This window comes from Aeromicrobium sp. MLTX1 (assembly GCF_046452335.1).
Lineage (GTDB): Bacteria > Actinomycetota > Actinomycetes > Propionibacteriales > Nocardioidaceae > Aeromicrobium.
Map to the genome: position 1 here is coordinate 271,063 of NZ_JBKFDN010000001.1, position 17,215 is coordinate 288,277.

Below are 17,215 nucleotides of genomic sequence, written 5' to 3' on the forward strand. Positions count from 1 at the left end.
CCGTCGGGATTCGGTCAGGATGCGGACCCGGTCAGGGCACCCTTACTCGCCGAGTATAAGGTGTGCCTTACCTACAGAGGTCGCCGGGTCGGCGGCTTCTTTTCCGAAAGGATCTGCATGTCTCCCCAGACCCTGGTTCGCGGGCGCCGCCTGCTCGCCGGGACGACCGCCGCGGCCCTGTCCGCGGGCGTCCTCGCCCTGACCCCCACCACCGCGCAGGCGGCCGACGACGTCGTCGCCCCCACGCTGCAGTGGAAGATCTCCGAGCAGTTCGCGGCGCACTTCACGCCGAACCCCGCGTTCTCGCCGTTCACGAAGCTCGAGGCCGCCGACGGTGCGACGATCGACCCCGTCACGAAGGTCACGACCTTCGGCGGCGGCGTCGGCACGCACGACTCCGGCAACGGTGCCACGTCCGTGGCCTACGAGGGCTCCATCACGGGCTCCTTCATCACCGGCACCACGGCTCCGGGCACGCTGCAGTACTCGCTGACCATCGCCGACCCCACCGTCACAGTGAACGCCGCCGGCGAGGGCAAGATCACCGCCGACGTAGCGTGGAACGTGCCGACGGCGACCACCACGACCGGCAGCACCGACGACGTCACCGTCGTGGAGTTCGACGCCGCCGCCGAGGACTGGAGCACCGACGGCTCCGTCGCCTCCCTGACCGAGACGCCCGACTTCCTCGGCGTCCTCCAGCCGGGCTCGGCCGAGGCGCTCGACCTGGGCCTGCCCGCCGGCCGTCCCACCGACGGCGGCTCGTTCCACCCCGACTTCCTGCGGGCGCTGGACTCGGGCCTGCGCGCGCACTTCTTCCTGTCGGGCTCGGCCACCGGTGACCCGCGCAAGCCCGCGTCGCCCTTCACCGCCACCGCTCCGAAGCCGCGCGTGACGATCGACTCGCGCGACGGTGCGACCGTCCAGGTCTCGGGCACCGGCTTCACGTGCAAGACCAACGAACAGGACGCCGGCATCTACGTGGGCGTCGCCCCGTCCGGCGCTCTGCCGGACGTCTCCTCGCCCACGGGCACGGAGCACTTCGTGGGCGTCGCGGCCAAGTTCTGCTTCCCGCCGACCCCGTCCATCTCGGGCCCGGCCGGCACGTGGGACGCCACGCTGAACCTCGACCTCGAGAAGGTCACGCCGGGCACCAGCTACTCGGTCTACACGTGGCGCGCGCACACGCACTCCACCACCAGCCAGGACACCGAGACCCCGCTGGGCGTGCTGAAGGAGAAGACGGTCGCCCCGGCCGTCACGGTGAAGAGCCTGTCCACGAAGTACGGCAAGGGCGGCACGGTCAGCGTGACCTCGCCGACCGCCGGCTCGGTCACGGTCGCCGGTCTCGGCACCAAGACGGTCGCCGCGCGCGGCACCGCCTCGTTCGCGGTCTCCAAGCGCCACGCCGTCGGCACGAAGTCGTACCGCGTGACGTTCGCCCCGTCCGACACGACGGTCACGGCCCCGGCCGCCACCGCCGTGACGGTGAAGGTCGCCAAGACCGCCGCCTCGAAGGGCCGCGTGAAGGTCGCCCGCAAGCCGACCTCGAAGAAGAAGGGCCTCGCGGTCGTCTCCGTCAAGGGCGCCTCGGGTGCCGCCGCCCCCACCGGCAAGGTGAAGATCAAGCTCACGAAGGGCAAGAAGAGCAAGTACGTCACCGCCAACCTGTCCGCGGGCAAGCGCACGGTGAAGCTGCCGAAGCTCGCCAAGGGCAAGTGGGTCGTCCGCGTCGCCTACTACGGCAACGCCAACTACACGAAGCGCAGCTACGTGAAGGCGGGCTCATTCAAGGTCGCCAAGTGACCTGAGCTCGTCCGGCCAGGGCCCCCGTCACCTCGGTGACGGGGGCCTTCGGCGTTCCGGGCCGGGCCTCGTCGCCGCCTCCGGGCACTCCTCGGGACGCCGAGTGGCGCAAACCGGGGTCGCGAGTGGCGCGAAAACGCCCGCCACTCGCCGAGTGGCGGGCAGTTCTGCGCCACTCGCGGAAAGGGGGCGCGGTGCAGCCCGGGGTCAGGAGGGCGAAACGGCGGCGAGGACGAAGCGGGTCGTCGTGTCGGCCGAGGCGTGGCGGGCCGAGAGGGTGGCGTGCAGCAGCGAGACGGTCGCGTCGATGTCGTCCACGGTGAACTCGCCGGCGGCGACGCCGTCGATCAGGATCTGCCGCAGCACCTGCTCGACCGCGACGACGTGCTCGCGCATCGCCGTGACCGACTCGGGCGACAGCATGGCGCGCAGCTCGGGGCCGAGACCGATGTGGAAGTCCTTGGACGTGTCCACGTGGTGCCGCACGTAGGTCTCGAGGCGCTCGGTCGGCGTGGTCCGGTCGGCGAGCGACTCGTTCAGCTGGTCGAGGTAGCGCGAGGTCTCGTCGGTCGCGAACGCGACGACGACGGCCTCCTTGTCCTTGAAGTGGTTGTACAGCGAGGACCGGCCGACCCCGGCGTGGGTGGCCAGGTCGGCCATCGTGATGAGGTCGAACGGGCGCTCGCGCAGCAGCTCGACGAGGGCGTCGAAGACCCGGCGACGCATCGTCGCGCGGTGCTCCTCCAGGGAGTCCCCGATGATCTTCGGCACGTCCGTAGAGTACGCGCCCTGCTCCGCGGCCGCGCTCCGCGTCGCACCGAGGAGCGGCCACCGAATCGCAACCATTTCGTCATCGTCGGTCGCCTCCTGCGCCCGAACGCCGTCGGTAGGGTGACTCGGGTGAACGCCTACGACCTCGCCCGCGACGCCGCCGACGCCCTGCGTGACCGCACCGGAGGCGGCGACCACGACGTCGCCCTCGTGATGGGGTCGGGCTGGCTGCCCGCCGCCGATGCGCTCGGCGAGCCCGAGTTCGAGGTCCCCACCGAGGAGCTGCCCGGCTTCAGCAAGCCGGCCGTCGCCGGCCACGGCGGCACGATCCGCTCGGTGCGCGTCGGCGACCTGCGCGCCCTGGTCTTCCTCGGCCGCACCCACTACTACGAGGGCAAGGGCGTCGAGGCCGTCGTGCACGGCGTCCGCACCGCGGCGGCCGCCGGCGTGCGCACGATGGTCCTGACGAACGGCTGCGGCGGACTCAACCCGGCGTGGACCCCGGGCACCCCCGTGCTCATCCGCGACCACATCAACCTCACGGCCACGTCGCCGATCGTCGGCGCGAACTTCGTCGACCTCACCGATCTGTACGCGCAGCGGCTCCGCGACCTCGTGCGCGAGGTCGACCCGTCGATCGACGAGGGCGTCTACGTGCAGTTCCCCGGTCCTCACTACGAGACGCCGGCCGAGGTCAGGATGGCGGGCATCATGGGCGGCGACCTCGTGGGCATGTCCACCACGCTCGAGGCGATCGCCGCGCGCGAGGCCGGCATGGAGGTGCTCGGCATCTCGCTGGTCACCAACCTCGCCGCCGGCATCTCGGACGAGCCGCTCAACCACGAAGAGGTGCTCGAGGCCGGCAAGTCCGCGGCCACGCGCATGGGCGCACTGCTCGCCGACCTGCTCCCCCGCGTCTGATCCCCGCGACCCGAGGCCGCATGACGGGCGTCGATCCATCCCCCCGCTACGGTGGGCGGATGGACCCGATCGTTGCTGCCCGGGACTGGATCTCGCAGGATCCTGACGCACAGACCCGTGACGAGCTGACCGCCCTCATCGACGCCGGAGACCACGTCGAGATCGCGGCGCGGTTCGCCGGCCGCCTCCAGTTCGGCACGGCCGGACTGCGCGGCGAGCTCGGCGCCGGCCCGATGCGCATGAACCGCGTGACGGTGGCCCGCGCCGCCGCCGGCCTGGCCCGCTACCTGATCGCCGAGGACCCCCATCCGAGCGTGGTGATCGGCTATGACGCCCGCACGAACTCCGACGTCTTCGCCCGCGACACCGCCGAGATCATGCAGGCCGCCGGCGTGCGCGCGATGCTGCTGCCCGAGCACCTGCCCACACCCGTGCTGGCGTTCGCGATCGGCCACCTGAGCGCCTCCGCGGGCGTCATGGTCACGGCCTCGCACAACCCCCCTCGCGACAACGGCTACAAGGTCTACCTCGCGGACACGAGCCAGATCGTGCCGCCCGCGGACGCCGACATCGCGGCGCAGATCGACGCGGTCGGCCGCGTCGACGAGCTGGCGCGCGACACCGACTACACGGTCCTGGGCACCGACGTCGCCGAGGCGTACCTCGACGCCGTCGCCGCCCTCGTGCCGCCGGGCTCGCGCGAGCTGACGGTGGCGTACACGCCGATGCACGGGGTGGGCGGCCAGCTGCTGACCCACGCGGCCGAGCGCGCCGGCTTCCCCGCGCCCCACGTCGTCGAGGCCCAGGCCGACCCCGATCCCGCCTTCCCCACCGTCGCGTTCCCGAACCCCGAGGAGCCCGGCGCGATGGACCTGGCCCTCGCGCTGGCGAAGGACCTCGACGCCGACATCGTCATCGCGAACGACCCCGACGCCGACCGCTGCGCCGTGGGCGTCCGCACCGTCGGCGGACAGCGGATGCTCACCGGCGACCAGGTGGGCGCGCTGCTGGCCGAGGCCTTGCTGCGCCAGGGCGTCGAGGGCACGTACGCGTGCTCGATCGTGTCGTCCGACCTGCTCGGCCGCCAGGCCGCCGCGCACGGCCAGCCGTGGCAGCAGACCCTCACCGGGTTCAAGTGGATCGGCAAGGTCGACGGGCTGGTCTTCGGCTACGAGGAGGCGCTCGGCTACTGCGTGGCGCCGCACATCGCGCGCGACAAGGACGGCATCTCGGCGGCGCTGCTGATCATGTCGCTCGCCGCGACGCTCAAGGCCGAGGGCCGCACGCTGCTGGACCTGCTCGACGACATCTACCGCCAGCACGGCTGGCACGCCACCGGCCAGCTCGCCGCGCGGGTCGAGGACCTCTCGATCATCGCCGAGGCGATGGAGCGGCTGCGCTCCGAGCCACCCACGTGGCTCGCGGAGACCGAGGTCACCACGGTGGACGACCTCGCGAAGGGCTACCAGGGCCTCCCGCCCACCGACGGCATCCGCCTCGGACTCGAGGGCGGCAGCCGCATCATCTGCCGACCGTCGGGCACCGAGCCCAAGCTCAAGTGCTACGTCGAGGCCGTCGTCCCGGTGGGCTCGTCACTGGAGGACGCGCGCACCCGCGCGGCCGCCATCGTGAAGGCGATCATCGCCGACCTGCGGAGCTACCTCGGCGTGGAGTGAGCGCGGAACCGCCGCCGAGGCGTCGGAGCTGGCGGCAGAGGAGCCGAGGGAGTGCGACTTTGCCGCGCTCACGACGAGGGAGTCCCCGGCGGCGGCGTCCGTGGGGCGAAACGTCGTCGCCTTCCCATCCAGCGTCAGCGCCAACCACCGGCCTGTCAATTCGAAACGGTCGTGCCCAGGGCGATCCAGCGACCCTCGGCGGCGCTGCGCCGGGCTGCGTCGAAGATCTCCGCCACGTGCACGGCATCCGAGGCGGGGACGGGTGGTGGAGTCCCCGTGCGGACCGCGGCGGCCACGGACGGGTAGAACGTGTCCCAGCGGCCGCGGGCCAGGGGGCGTCGCGCGGGACCGTCGCCCTCCCAGTGGGCCGCGCGCTCGGGGTCGTCGCTCCCCCACCGGTCGCCGAGGCTCGTCGGGGTCGCCCCCGCGAAGAGATCGGCCTCCTGGGGGTCGAAGCCCTCGATGCGCAGACCACCGCGCGTTCCGGACACCCGGAACCGGGGTCCCTCCGCGGCGGCGTGCACCGACGCGACGACCGTGGACCGGCTGCCGCTCGCGTGCCGCAGCATCACGACCGCATCGTCCTCGCTGCGCCGGTCGTCGCCCAGGACGGCGAGGTCGGCGAAGACCTGTCGCGCCGGACCCAGCAGGTGCACGGCCTGGTCGATGAGGTGGGGTCCGAGGTCCACCAGGACGCCTCCGCCGTGCACGGAGTCGCGGTCGCGGGTCCAGCGCGGGAGGTCGGGCCGGAAGCGCTCGATGCGCGACTCGAGCCGGTCGACGCGACCCAGCTCGCCGGACTCCACGAGCCCCCGGATCGTCAGGAAGTCACCGTCCCAGCGGCGGTTCTGGTAGACGGTCAGCACCGTGCCCGGCGAGGCGGCGGCGACGATGCGCCGGGCGTCCTCGGCGGTGGCCGCGAAGGGCTTGTCGACCACGACGTGCAGGCCCAGCCCGAGCGCCTCCACCGCGAGGTCGGCGTGGGTGCCGGCCGGGGTCGTGATGGTGACGCCCTCGACGCCCGCCTCGCGCAGGCTCTCCAGGTCGGGCAGCGCCTCCAGACCGGCCGAGCGGGCGTCACGCGCCCGGTCGGGGTTCGTCGAGACGACCGCCACCAGGTCGAGGCCGTCGGCGGCGGCGATCATCGGCGCGTGGAAGACACGACCGCCTGCGCCCCACCCCGCGACCGCCCACCGCACGGGCTCGAACGGCGCCGTCATCGGCCGACCTCGTCGAGGAAGCGGGCGTAGCGCTCCTCCAGGGGTCCGGGGTCCCCGGGACGGACGCCCACGCCGCGACGTGGCGGCGGCTCGGGCAGGTCGAGGCCGGCACCGCGGAACGCCAGCAGGGCCGCGCCGACCGCAGTCGCGTCCTCGAGGTCGACCCGGCACAGCTCACGGCCGAGCACATCGGCGAGCAGCTGGGCGAACACGGGCGACCGGGTGCCGCCGCCCGCGACGTCGATCGCCGTGTCCGCGAGCTCGGGCATCGACTCGACGCCGCGGCGGATCGTGAAGCACAGGCCCTCCAGCGCCGCGGCGAACAGGTCGGCGCGCTCGGTCTCGAGGCCCAGCCCGAACCAGCGCCCGGAGTTCGGCGGTGCGGCCGTCGGCAGCCGCTCGCCCGAGAGAAAGGGCACGAATCCCGGGACCGGCCGCTGCCGGTCGTAGTCGCGATAGAGGTCGTCCCACGTGCCGCCGAGCAGGCTCACGACCCGGGTCAGCGCGATGCCCGCGTTCATGACCGCGACCATCGCGTAGGCGCCACCGGTCGCGGAGCGGTACGTGTGATGCGTGATCGGACCGTCGAACGTGGGCGTGATCCCCGGCAGCACGACCTGGGCGCCAGAGCCGACCGTCACGACGAGGCGTCCGGGAGCAGACGCGGAGCCCACGAGGGTCGCGGCCGCGTCGGCGCATCCCGCGACCACGGGAACGCCCGCGGGCAGGCCCCACGCCGCGGCCTCGACCGCGCCGAGCGTGCCGACGAGCTCGTCCGACGGCACGACCTCGGGCAGCAGGTCCGCCCGGATGCCGGTGGCCCCCAGGACGTCCTCGCTCCACGCGTCGCGCTGGAGGTCCCACAGCAGGGTGGCCGATGCATCGGAGTGGTCGGTGACGAGCGCGCCCGGGACGAGCCGCGTGCGCAGCCAGTCCTTCGGCAGCAGCACCCGGTGGGCGCGGGCGACGACATCAGCGTCGTGACGGGTGAGCCACGCCAGCACCGGGCCGGTCATGCCCGGCGCCAGCGGATTGGCGAGGGCGCGCAGCCGCTCGGGCGCCAGCGACTGCCACCGCGCCAGCTCGTCGCCCGCGCGGCCGTCGGGCCACAGCACGGCGGGCCGCACCGGCTCGCCCGCGGCGTCGACGAGGACGGTGCCGTGCATCTGCCCGTCGAGGCCGATCGCGACGACCTCGGCGTCCACCTCCGCAAGGACAGCGGACACGGCGTCACGCGCCGCCAGCTCCCACTGCGACGGGTCGGTCTCGGCCCAGCTCGGGTGCGGCGACTCGACGGCGTAGCCGCGGTCCGCGCGGGCCAGGACCGAGCCGCCGGTCGCCACGAGGACGGCCTTGACGCCGCTCGTCCCGAGGTCGAGACCGAGGACGCACCGACGGCTCATGCCCGTGCCGTCACGCGTCGATGGAGGCGGACGCGGCGAGGTGCGTGTCGATGAAGCCGCGGGCCCGGCGGGCGAGGTCGTCGCCGTCGGTCCACAGCGAGCGCCACACCGCGAGGTCGTTCGACAGGGTGGGGCTGACGACCGCTGAGGAGAAGCTCTCGAACGTGATCGGGCCGGTGAATCCCACCCGCGACAGCGCATGGAAGAACGCCGGGAAGTCGATCGAGCCGGAGCCGAGGTAGCCGCGGTGGTTCTCGCCGATGTGCACGTAGCCGAGGCGGTCGCCGACGTCGAGGACGGGCGTCACGAAGTCCGACTCCTCGATGTTCATGTGGTACGTGTCGAGATGGATGAAGACGTTGTCCTCGCCGATGTCGTCGGCGAGGCGCAGCGCGTCCCGCGCCGTGTTGACGACGTTCGTCTCGTACCGGTTGCAGATCTCGAGGCCGAGGCTCACGCCGCGACCCGCGGCCTCCTGCGCGAGGCTGCGCAGCACCGACACGACGTTGGCGCGACCCGCGTCGCTCAGCGGCCGGTCGTACTTGCCGAGCGCGCTGTAGAGCGCGCCGGTCAGGATCGTGCTGCCCAGGCCCGACACGACGTCGAGCGACTGGTGGAGGATCTTCTCGCCGCGCGCCACGACGTCGGGGTCGTCGCTCGAGACGTCGGCGTCGAACGCCAGACCGCGCGAGCAGGCGAGCGCGAGCCCGGCCTCCTCGGCGGCGGCGCGGGTGCCCTCGAGGTCGAGGGTCTCCATCTCGTGCAGCGACAGCTCGAGCAGGTCGAAGCCGGCGTCCTTGGTGCGCTGCACGGCCTGGGCGATCTCGTCGGGGCGTGTGCCGCCGACCCAGACGAGGGCGTGCACGCCGATGGGGTTGCGCTGGTCCACGATGGGGGTCTCCTTGGGGTGGGTGGTGGTCATCCGGCGATCGCGCCCGTGATGAGGCCGACGATCTCCTCGCCGCTGGTCTCGGCGGTCCGGCGTCCTGCGACGCACCGTCCGGCGCGCATGACCCAGACCTGGTCGGACAGGCGCATGACCTGGTCGAAGTTGTGGCTGATGAGCAGGACCGCGTGGCCCTCGTCGCGCAGGCGCAGGATGAGCTCCTCGACGCGTGCGGTCTCCTGGACGCCGAGCGCCGCGGTGGGCTCGTCCATGATCACGAGCTTGGAGCTGAAGCCGGCCGCGCGGCAGATGGCGACGGCCTGGCGCTGACCGCCCGACAGCCGGCGGACGGTGGACGTCACGGCGGGCACGTTGACCGCGAGCTTGGAGACCATCTCCTGGGCGCCCGCACGCATCGTGCGCTTCTTCAGGTAGCTGAACGGGCCGACGCCACCGGTGATCTCACGGTTGAGGTAGAGGTTCTGCCACACCGTGAGGTCCTCGACGAGCGCGAGGTTCTGGTGCACGGTCTCGATCCCCGCGTTCCGCGCCTGGTCCGGGGCATGGAACGCGACGGTCTCGCCGTCGAACCGGATCGTGCCCTCGTCGGCCGTGTGGACGCCGGCGACGACCCGGACGAGGGTCGACTTCCCGGCGCCGTTGTCGCCCACGAGCGCGGTGATCTCGCCGGCACGCACCTGGACCGAGACGTCGGCCAGCGCGCGGACGGAGCCGAAGGACAGCGAGAGTCCGTCGACCTCGAGCAGCACGTCGCCCATCGGGCGCGCCTGCTGTTCGGTGCTGTGGGTCGTCATTTCTCGAACCTCGTGAGGAAGGCCGCGCCGACGACGACGATGCCGACGGCGAGCGGTTGGTAGAACTGGGAGACGCCGAGCAGCGTGAGCCCGTTGGCCAGGGCGGTCAGCAGCAGCGCGCCGAAGACCGGGCCCTTGATGGAGCCCTTGCCGCCGAACAGGCTGACGCCACCGAGGACGACCGCGGCCACCGAGTTCAGCAGGAACGTGGTGTTCGCGGCGGGCTCGGCCGAGCCGACGCGGGCCACCAGCAGGATCGCGGCGAGTCCGGCCAGGACGCCGGCGATGAGGTACACGGCCATCTTGATGCGGGCCGTGCGCACGCCGGTCGCCTGTGCCGCGTCGACCGAGCCGCCGGTCGCGAGGACGTGCGTGCCGAACGGCGTCGAGAACAGGATCAGATGGGCCAGCACGGCCACCGCGATCGCGATGAGGAACGTGTACGGGATCATCCCGAAGCCGCCGGCCGACAGCTTGAACAGCGGCGCGCTGATCACGGTGATCGGACGGCCGTCGGACAGGATCAGCGCGAGTCCCGAGGCGGCCGAGAGCGCGCCCAGCGTGACGATGAAGTCGGTGATGCCGCCCTTGGCGATGAGGAAGCCGTTCACCAGGCCGACGGCCGCGCCGGCCGCCACCGCGATGAGGCACGACAGCGCGAGTCCCTTGCCGCTCGTCATGGCCATGCCGAAGGCGACGGCCGAGAACGTCATGGTCGAGGCGATCGAGAGGTCGATGCCGGCGGTGAGGATGACGAAGGACTGGCCAACGGCCAGGATCGTCAGGATCGCCGACGCCAGCAGCATCGCCTTGATGTTGCCCGAGCTGAGGAACCGCGGGTCGAGGGCCGTGAAGATCGCCACGAGGACGACGAGTCCGATCACGGACGCCCACTCGACCCAGAACGACGGCTGGCGCAGGCGGTCGACGAGTGCCGATCCGCGGGTCGCCGGGGGTGCCGTGGTGGTGGTCATGTGTTGTCTCCGGGTTGAGGTGGTGGGGTGCGGGCGGACGGGGCCGCCCGCACCGTCACGTCAGCGGCCGAGCAGGTCCGCGAACGGGTTGTCGTACTCGTTCGGGGGCTCGGGGAACGCGTCCTGCGCGTCCTTGGCGTTGTCGGGGGTGATCAGCGCGATCGGGGTGTCGACCTTCTCGGGCAGCTCCTCGCCGAGCGCCGCCGCCTCGCACGCCTGCAGGCCCATCTTGCCCACGACGAACGGGTACTGGGCCACGGCAGCGTCGATGTCGCCCGAGGCGACGCCGTCGATGCCGTCGACCGAGACGACGAGCGTCTTGCCCTTCTTGTCCGCGGCGGCCACGGCCCGGGCGACGCCCATCGCCATGTCGTCGTTGGCGACGAAGAAGGCGGCGAGGTCGGGGTTGGCCTGCAGGATCGTCTCGGCCTGCGTCTGGGCCTCCTGGCGGTCCCAGTTCGCGGCGACCTCCTGGACGACCTCGAAGTTGTCCGCGAGGCCCTCCTTGAAGCCGTCGATGCGCTGGGCGCTGGTGACGTCGCCCGCGATGCCGCCCACGGTGGCGACGTCGCCGCCGTCGGAGTCGAGCTTCGCGAGCTGGTCGGCGACCATCTTTCCGGCGGCGACGTTGTCGGTGCCGATGTACGTGGCGATCTCGGCGCCCGCGGCGTCAGCGGCCTTGGCCTCGACCGGGTTGTCGATGTTGACGATCGGCGTGCCCTTGGACGCGATCTGCGCGATGCCCTGGATCAGGTTCGTGCCGCTGATCGGGTTGACCAGGTAGCAGTCGAACTCCTGGTTCGCGAGGTTCGTCAGCTTGTCGGCCTGGCCGGAGGTGTCGGTGATCGAGGCGGCAGCCTGGATCTCGATGTCCGCGCCGGACTCCTTCTGCTCGGCGTTGATGCCGTCCTCCATGTGCTGGAAGAACGGGTTGTCGAGGCCCTTGATGACGATGCCGATGTTCGTGTCGGCGGCGTCCTTGCCGCCGTCCGAGCCGCCACCGTCGCCGTCGTCGGACGACCCGCACGCGGCCAGCAACAGACCCGCGCTCACGGCGACGACGCCGAGCGAGAGCCGCATCCTCTTCCTGGTCTGGAAGGTGCTCATGTTGGTTCCTCTCACCATCGCGCGCCGGGCGACGCGGCTTTTGATCTTGAGTGTTGTTAATACGACACTTTCTGTCGTGTAATGTACGACACACCGTAGAACACGCGCAAGCAGCATCCGAAATCAGCCTCGGACCGCTGCCGAGAACGCCAGAATGGGGGGCCATGGCCACCTTCGACGAGGGGATCAGCGAGACGCTGTCCCTGCTCCGACGCAAGGGCGGCATGACCCGCGCGGAGATCGTGGCCGAGACCGGCCTGTCCCGCAGCGGGGTCAACCTGCGGATCGACGCGCTCCTGGAGGGGCGCCTCGTGACCGGATCGGCGCGTGAGGTCGCCACGAAGGGCCGGCCCGCCGAGGTCTTCTCCTTCAACAGCGAGCGCGGCAAGCTGCTCGCGGCCGACGTCGGCGCCACGAAGTTCCGCGCCGGCCTGTGCAACCTCGGCGGCGACGTCGAGTCCGAGATCGAGCGGCCGTCCGACGTCACCGCCGGACCCGAGGTGCTGCTCGCCTCGATCCTCGAGTGCTTCGAGACCTTCCTGCGCGACACCGGCACCGACGCCGACGAGATCCTCGGCATCGGCCTGAGCCTGCCCGCGCCGGTCAAGCGCGGCTCCGGCATGTCGGTGAACCCGCCGATCATGCCGCTGTGGAACCGCTTCGACGTCCCCGCCTGGTTCCACGAGCGCTTCGCCTCCCCCGTCTTCCTTGAGAAGGACGCGAACGCAATGGCGTACGGCGAGGCGCGCTTCTCCCACCCCGAGGCCGACGACCTGCTGCTGGTGAAGATCGGCACCGGCATCGGCAGCGGTCTCATCCGCGAGGGCAGCCTCTACCGCGGCGCCGACGGGGCCGCCGGCGACCTCGGGCACATCCCGATGACCCTGCCCGGCGACGACGAGGGTCCGCTGTGCAAGTGCGGCAACCACGGCTGCCTCGAGGCGCGCGCGGGCGGCTGGGCTATCCTGCGCGACCTGCAGGAGACCGGGTCCACCGCGAAGTCCCAGGACGACCTCATCGCGGCGCTCGCCGCCGGCGACCCCACGGCGGTCCAGCTCGCACGCCGGGCCGGCCAGGCGATCGGCACCGCCGTCGCCACCGCCGTCAACCTGCTCAACCCGCGCGTGGTCGTGCTGGCCGGCCACCTCGTCGCGGCCGGCGGCGACCACCTGCTGCCGGCGATTCGCGAGCGCGTGTACAGCCGGTCCCTTCCGCTGGCGACCTCCGAGCTCTCGATCGTCGCCAGCAGCCTGCACCCGCGGGAGGGGCTGGTGGGGCTGGCGCACCTGGTGAGCGACGGAATCCTCGAGCCCGCCCAGATCGGACGGCTGGTCGACCGCGGCGGCTCCGCCTGACGTACTACGGTGTCGGCCAGAGATCACGAGGAACGACGAGAGGCGACGGGGTGTCCGGTCACGGTGGGGTCCTGGCGCTGTTCCGCGATCACGGGCCATTGACCCGCGCGCAGGTCGTCGAGCTGTCGGGACTCTCGCGCGCCACGGCCACCCACCGGCTGGAGGGCCTCGTGCGCTCCGGGCTCATCCACGCCCGTGAGGACGACCGCACCACGGGCGGCCGTCCGGCCGGCGTCTTCGACCTCGCCGAGAGCCGCGGCGCCCTGCTCGTCGCGGACATCGGCAGCAGTCACGCGCGCTACGGCATCGCCGACCTGACCGGCCGCGTCCTCACGGCCCTCGACGAGGACATCGCGATCGACGACGGCCCCGACGTGGTCCTGGCCGGCGTCGCCCGCGCGTTCGAGCAGCTCGCCGCCGAGGCCACCTCCCCCGTGCTGGGCGTGGCCATCGGCGTGCCCGGCCCCGTCGACCAGCGCACGGGCCGGCTCGTGAGTCCGCCGACGATGCGCGGCTGGGACGGCGCCGACGTGGCCGAGCGCCTCGCGCCGCTGGTGAACGCGCCGATCGTGGTCGACAAGGACGCCAACCTCGTGGCGCTCGGCGTCCACCGCGCCCTGCGGGCCGACGCCGTGCCCGGCGCGGACGACCTCCTCGTCGTGAAGGTGGGCATGGGCATCGGCGCCGGCATCATCTCGCGCGGCCTCGTGCTGCACGGCGCTCGCGGCGGCGCCGGCGACCTCGGGCACATCCCGCACGACGACGGACCTCGCTGCCGCTGCGGCCAGCGCGGCTGCGCCGAGGCCTCCGCCGGCGCGTGGGCCATCGCAGCCCGCCTGCGAGAGCTCGGGCACCCGGTCCGCACGTCGGCCGACGTGGTGGCCCTGGCCACGAACGGCGACCGCGACGCCACCTCCGCGCTCCGTGCCGCGGGCCGTCGCATCGGCGACGTCGTCGTCGAGGCCGTCGGCGTGCTGAACCCGGCGATGGTCGTGGTCGGCGGGGACCTCGCCGAGTCCGGCGACCTGCTGGTCGACGGCGTCCGCGAGCGGGTCTTCGAGCGCTCGCACCCGCTCGCGACGACGGACCTCACCGTGATCGCCTCGCCCCTCGGCGCGGACGCGGGCCTGCTCGGCGCCGCCCAGATGGCGGCCGACGCGGCCCTCGCGCCCGAGCGCGTGGACGCACTCGTCGACGCGTGACGCGCGCCGTCCGCGGGACTTTTGCGCAACGTTAGACAAAAGCCACCCGGACCTCTACGGTTGACCCCGTGGCCCCTACCGAGAACACCTCCCCGACCGGCTGGCGCGACCCCCTCGACCTCGAAGCGGTGCGGCACTCGCGTGTCCTGCCCCTCGACGTGGTCCAGGCGAAGGGCAACGGGCACGCCGGCACCGCCGTCAGCCTGACCCCCGCCCTGTACGTCCTGTTCCAGGAGTACCTGCGTCACGACCCCGCCCACCCCGACTGGGAGGGCCGCGACCGGTTCGTCCTGTCGGCCGGGCACACCAGCCTCTCGCTGTACCTCCAGCACTACCTCAGCGGCTACGGCCTCGAGCTCGACGACCTGAAGAAGGCGCGCGCGCTCGGCAGCCTGACCCCCGGACACCCCGAGTGGGGTCACACCCCCGGCGTCGAGACCACCACCGGCCCGCTGGGCCAGGGCGTCGGCAACGCGGTCGGCCTGGCGATGTCGGCCCGCCGCGTGCACGCGCTGCTCGAGCCCGAGACCACCCCCGACGAGGGCCTGTTCCGCTACCGCACGTGGTGCGTCGCGGGCGACGGCTGCCTGGCCGAGGGCGTCTCGCAGGAGGCCTCCTCGCTCGCCGGCACGCTCGGCCTCGACGGCCTCGTCCTGATCTGGGACGACAACCGCATCTCCATCGAGGGCGACACCGCGATCGCGTTCACCGAGGACGTCGTGGCCCGCTACCGCGCCTACGGCTGGGCGATCGTGGAGATCGAGGACGCCGAGGACCCCGACGCGATCCGCACCGGCTTCGACGCAGCGCTCGCCGTCACCGGCCAGCCCGTCTTCGTGCGCCTGCGCACCCGCATCGGCCACCCGATGCCCACCGTCGGCGGCACGGCCGGCGCCCACTCCGGTGCCCCCGGCGACGCCGAGGTGGCCGCCACCAAGGAGGCGCTGGGCCTCGACCCCGAGCAGTTCTTCGCGATGCCCGCCGAGGCCCTCGCCCACGCCCGCCGCGTGCGCGAGCGCGGCGCCGCGGCCCGCGAGGACTGGCAGTCGCGCTACGACGCGTGGCGCAGCGCCGACCCCGAGCGTGCGGCCCTGCACGACCGCATGCGCGAGCGCGACGTCACCCCCGCCGCCCGCGAGAAGCTCTCGGCCCTGCGCGCCGAGCCGCAGAAGGTGGCCACCCGCATCGCCAGCGGCGCGGTCCTCAACACCGTGGCCGCCGAGCTGCCGTGGCTGTGGGGCGGCTCCGCCGACCTCGCCGAGACCAACAACGTGGTGATATCCGGCGCCCGCAGCTTCACCCCCACCGACTACGCAGGCGACGAGTGGCCCGGCGGCCCCGACGGCAGCCTCGTCCACTTCGGCATCCGCGAGCACGCGATGGGCGCGATCCTCAACGGCATCGCACTCGCCGGGTACTCGCACCCGTTCGGCGCGACGTTCTTCGTCTTCTCCGACTACATGCGCCCCTCGGTGCGCCTGGCCGCGCTCATGGGCCTGCCCGTCACCTACGTCTGGACGCACGACTCCGTCGGCGTGGGCGAGGACGGCCCGACGCACCAGCCGGTCGAGCACCTCTGGTCGCACCGCGCCATCCCCGGCCTCGACGTCGTCCGCCCGGCCGACTGGACCGAGACCGTGGACGCGTGGACGCGCATCCTCACCGCCGAGCGCCCGACCGCGCTCGTGCTGAGCCGCCAGGGCGTGCCCGTGGTCGGTGCGGACGTGCCGGCCGGCGAGGGCGCGCACCGCGGCGCCTACGTGCTGGCCGACGCCGACGCCACGCCCGACCTGATCATCGTCGCCACCGGCTCCGAGGTGGGCCTGGCGATGCAGGCCCGCGACCTCCTCACCGAGGAGGGCATCGGCGTCCGCGTCGTGTCCGCCCCCTGCCTCGAGTGGTTCGAGGAGCAGGACCTCGCCTACCGCGAGTCGGTGCTCCCCCGCGCCATCGCCGCGCGCGTCAGCGTGGAGGCCGGAACCGGCACCGGTTGGCATCGCTACGTGGGCACGCACGGTGAGATAGTGAGTGTCGAGGAGTTCGGTGCCAGTGGAGCGGGCGATCTCGTGCTCGCCGAGCGCGGCATCACCGTCGACGCCGTCGTCGCAGCGGCCCGCCGCAGCCTCGACGCCACGCGACCCGAACAGAACCCGCTCTCCGAAGGGATCAACCGATGAGCACCAGCCTGAAGGCGGGACTCGACCGCCTCCCGGGCGTCGACCAGGTCGGCCTCGAGGCACGGGCCGCCCAGCTGGGCACGCGCTCGATCAAGACGACGTCCAAGCAGTGGGCGATCGACCTCGCGATCTCGATGGTCGACCTCACCACGCTCGAGGGCGCGGACACCCCCGGCAAGGTGCGGGCGCTGGCCACCAAGGCCCTGCGCCCCGACCCCACCGATCCCTCGTGCCCAGCCGCCGCGGCCGTGTGCGTCTACCCCGACATGGTCCCGTTCGTGCGCGAGGTCGTCGGCGACCGCCTGCACGTCGCGGCCGTCGCCACCGCGTTCCCCTCGGGACGCGCGCCGATCGAGGTCAAGCTGGCCGACACCGCGGCCGCCGTGGCCGCTGGCGCCGACGAGATCGACATGGTCATCGACCGTGGCGCCTTCCTCTCGGGCGACCTCGAGAAGGTCCACGAGCAGATCGTGGCCGTCAAGGAGGCCTCCGGCAGCGCGCACCTCAAGGTGATCCTCGAGACCGGTGAGCTGCAGACGTACGACAACATCCGCCGCGCCTCCTGGCTGGCGATGGACGCCGGCGCGGACTTCATCAAGACCAGCACCGGCAAGGTGCAGCCCGCCGCGACGCTGCCCACCACCCTGCTCATGCTCGAGGCCGTGCGCGACTACCGCATCGCCACCGGCCGCCAGGTGGGCGTGAAGCCCGCGGGCGGCATCCGCACCTCGAAGGACGCGATCAAGTACCTGGTCGTCGTCAACGAGGTCGCCGGCGAGGACTGGCTGGACCCGGACTGGTTCCGTTTCGGCGCCTCGTCGCTGCTCAACGACCTGCTCATGCAGCGCCAGAAGATGCTCACCGGCCGCTACTCCGGCCCCGACTACGTGACCCTGGACTGA

General features: G+C 72.5%; 14 protein-coding genes. 7 read left to right on the plus strand and 7 right to left on the minus strand.

The window, feature by feature from the left end; translation table 11 throughout:
- Positions 1 to 117: 117 nt before the first annotated feature.
- Positions 118 to 1,806 (plus strand): hypothetical protein, encoded by a 1,689-nt coding sequence (locus ACK99Q_RS01295; RefSeq protein ID WP_410184447.1) that lies wholly within the window; start codon positions 118 to 120, stop codon positions 1,804 to 1,806.
- 207 nt (positions 1,807 to 2,013) lie between these two features.
- On the opposite strand, the gene ACK99Q_RS01300 is transcribed toward ACK99Q_RS01295, so the two are convergent.
- A complete protein-coding gene (locus ACK99Q_RS01300; RefSeq protein WP_410184448.1) occupies positions 2,014 to 2,577 on the minus strand; it encodes a TetR/AcrR family transcriptional regulator in 564 nt (187 codons plus the stop codon).
- Positions 2,578 to 2,697: 120 nt separating this feature from the next.
- On the opposite strand from ACK99Q_RS01300, the gene ACK99Q_RS01305 reads away from it, so the two are divergent.
- Both ACK99Q_RS01305 and ACK99Q_RS01310 read left to right on the plus strand, forming a co-directional pair.
- Positions 2,698 to 3,498 carry a purine-nucleoside phosphorylase gene (locus tag ACK99Q_RS01305; RefSeq protein WP_410184449.1) on the plus strand — a complete coding sequence of 267 codons (801 nt, stop codon included), beginning with the start codon at positions 2,698 to 2,700 and terminating at the stop codon, positions 3,496 to 3,498.
- Between the two features lie 59 nt (positions 3,499 to 3,557).
- Positions 3,558 to 5,174, plus strand: a complete 1,617-nt coding sequence (locus ACK99Q_RS01310; protein WP_410184450.1) for a phospho-sugar mutase — start codon at positions 3,558 to 3,560, stop codon at positions 5,172 to 5,174.
- A gap of 155 nt (positions 5,175 to 5,329) precedes the next feature.
- Here the strand turns inward: ACK99Q_RS01310 and ACK99Q_RS01315 are convergent, their stop codons facing one another.
- Genes ACK99Q_RS01315 through ACK99Q_RS01340 form a run of 6 tightly spaced genes read right to left on the minus strand, consistent with a single transcriptional unit; the run spans position 5,330 to position 11,579 of the window.
- Positions 5,330 to 6,394 (minus strand): Gfo/Idh/MocA family oxidoreductase, encoded by a 1,065-nt coding sequence (locus ACK99Q_RS01315; protein WP_410184451.1) that lies wholly within the window; start codon positions 6,392 to 6,394, stop codon positions 5,330 to 5,332.
- Positions 6,391 to 7,797 carry a xylulokinase gene (locus ACK99Q_RS01320; RefSeq protein ID WP_410184452.1) on the minus strand — a complete coding sequence of 469 codons (1,407 nt, stop codon included), beginning with the start codon at positions 7,795 to 7,797 and terminating at the stop codon, positions 6,391 to 6,393. Before ACK99Q_RS01320 ends, ACK99Q_RS01315 begins: the two co-directional genes overlap by 4 nt.
- A gap of 10 nt (positions 7,798 to 7,807) precedes the next feature.
- Positions 7,808 to 8,719, minus strand: a complete 912-nt coding sequence (locus ACK99Q_RS01325; RefSeq protein WP_410184453.1) for a sugar phosphate isomerase/epimerase family protein — start codon at positions 8,717 to 8,719, stop codon at positions 7,808 to 7,810.
- Complete coding sequence (locus tag ACK99Q_RS01330; protein WP_410184454.1) at positions 8,716 to 9,498, minus strand: ATP-binding cassette domain-containing protein; 783 nt, start codon at positions 9,496 to 9,498, stop codon at positions 8,716 to 8,718. The genes ACK99Q_RS01325 and ACK99Q_RS01330 overlap by 4 nt, the downstream gene beginning before the upstream one ends.
- Entirely contained in the window at positions 9,495 to 10,472 is a 978-nt protein-coding gene (locus ACK99Q_RS01335) for an ABC transporter permease (protein WP_410184455.1), read from the minus strand. Before ACK99Q_RS01335 ends, ACK99Q_RS01330 begins: the two co-directional genes overlap by 4 nt.
- A 60-nt stretch (positions 10,473 to 10,532) precedes the next feature.
- Positions 10,533 to 11,579, minus strand: a complete 1,047-nt coding sequence (locus ACK99Q_RS01340) for a substrate-binding domain-containing protein (protein WP_410184456.1) — start codon at positions 11,577 to 11,579, stop codon at positions 10,533 to 10,535.
- A gap of 164 nt (positions 11,580 to 11,743) precedes the next feature.
- Between ACK99Q_RS01340 and ACK99Q_RS01345 the strand changes: the two genes are divergently transcribed.
- From ACK99Q_RS01345 to deoC, 4 genes are all read left to right on the plus strand, one after another.
- Complete coding sequence (locus ACK99Q_RS01345; RefSeq protein ID WP_410184457.1) at positions 11,744 to 12,934, plus strand: ROK family protein; 1,191 nt, start codon at positions 11,744 to 11,746, stop codon at positions 12,932 to 12,934.
- 50 nt (positions 12,935 to 12,984) lie between these two features.
- Complete coding sequence (locus ACK99Q_RS01350; protein ID WP_410184458.1) at positions 12,985 to 14,136, plus strand: ROK family protein; 1,152 nt, start codon at positions 12,985 to 12,987, stop codon at positions 14,134 to 14,136.
- 68 nt (positions 14,137 to 14,204) lie between these two features.
- Positions 14,205 to 16,313: a transketolase gene (gene tkt, locus ACK99Q_RS01355; protein WP_410184459.1), complete on the plus strand. Its 2,109-nt coding sequence runs from the start codon at positions 14,205 to 14,207 to the stop codon at positions 16,311 to 16,313.
- Positions 16,310 to 17,215, plus strand: coding sequence for a deoxyribose-phosphate aldolase (gene deoC, locus ACK99Q_RS01360; RefSeq protein ID WP_179426252.1), 906 nt, complete (start codon positions 16,310 to 16,312; stop codon positions 17,213 to 17,215). The genes tkt and deoC overlap by 4 nt, the downstream gene beginning before the upstream one ends.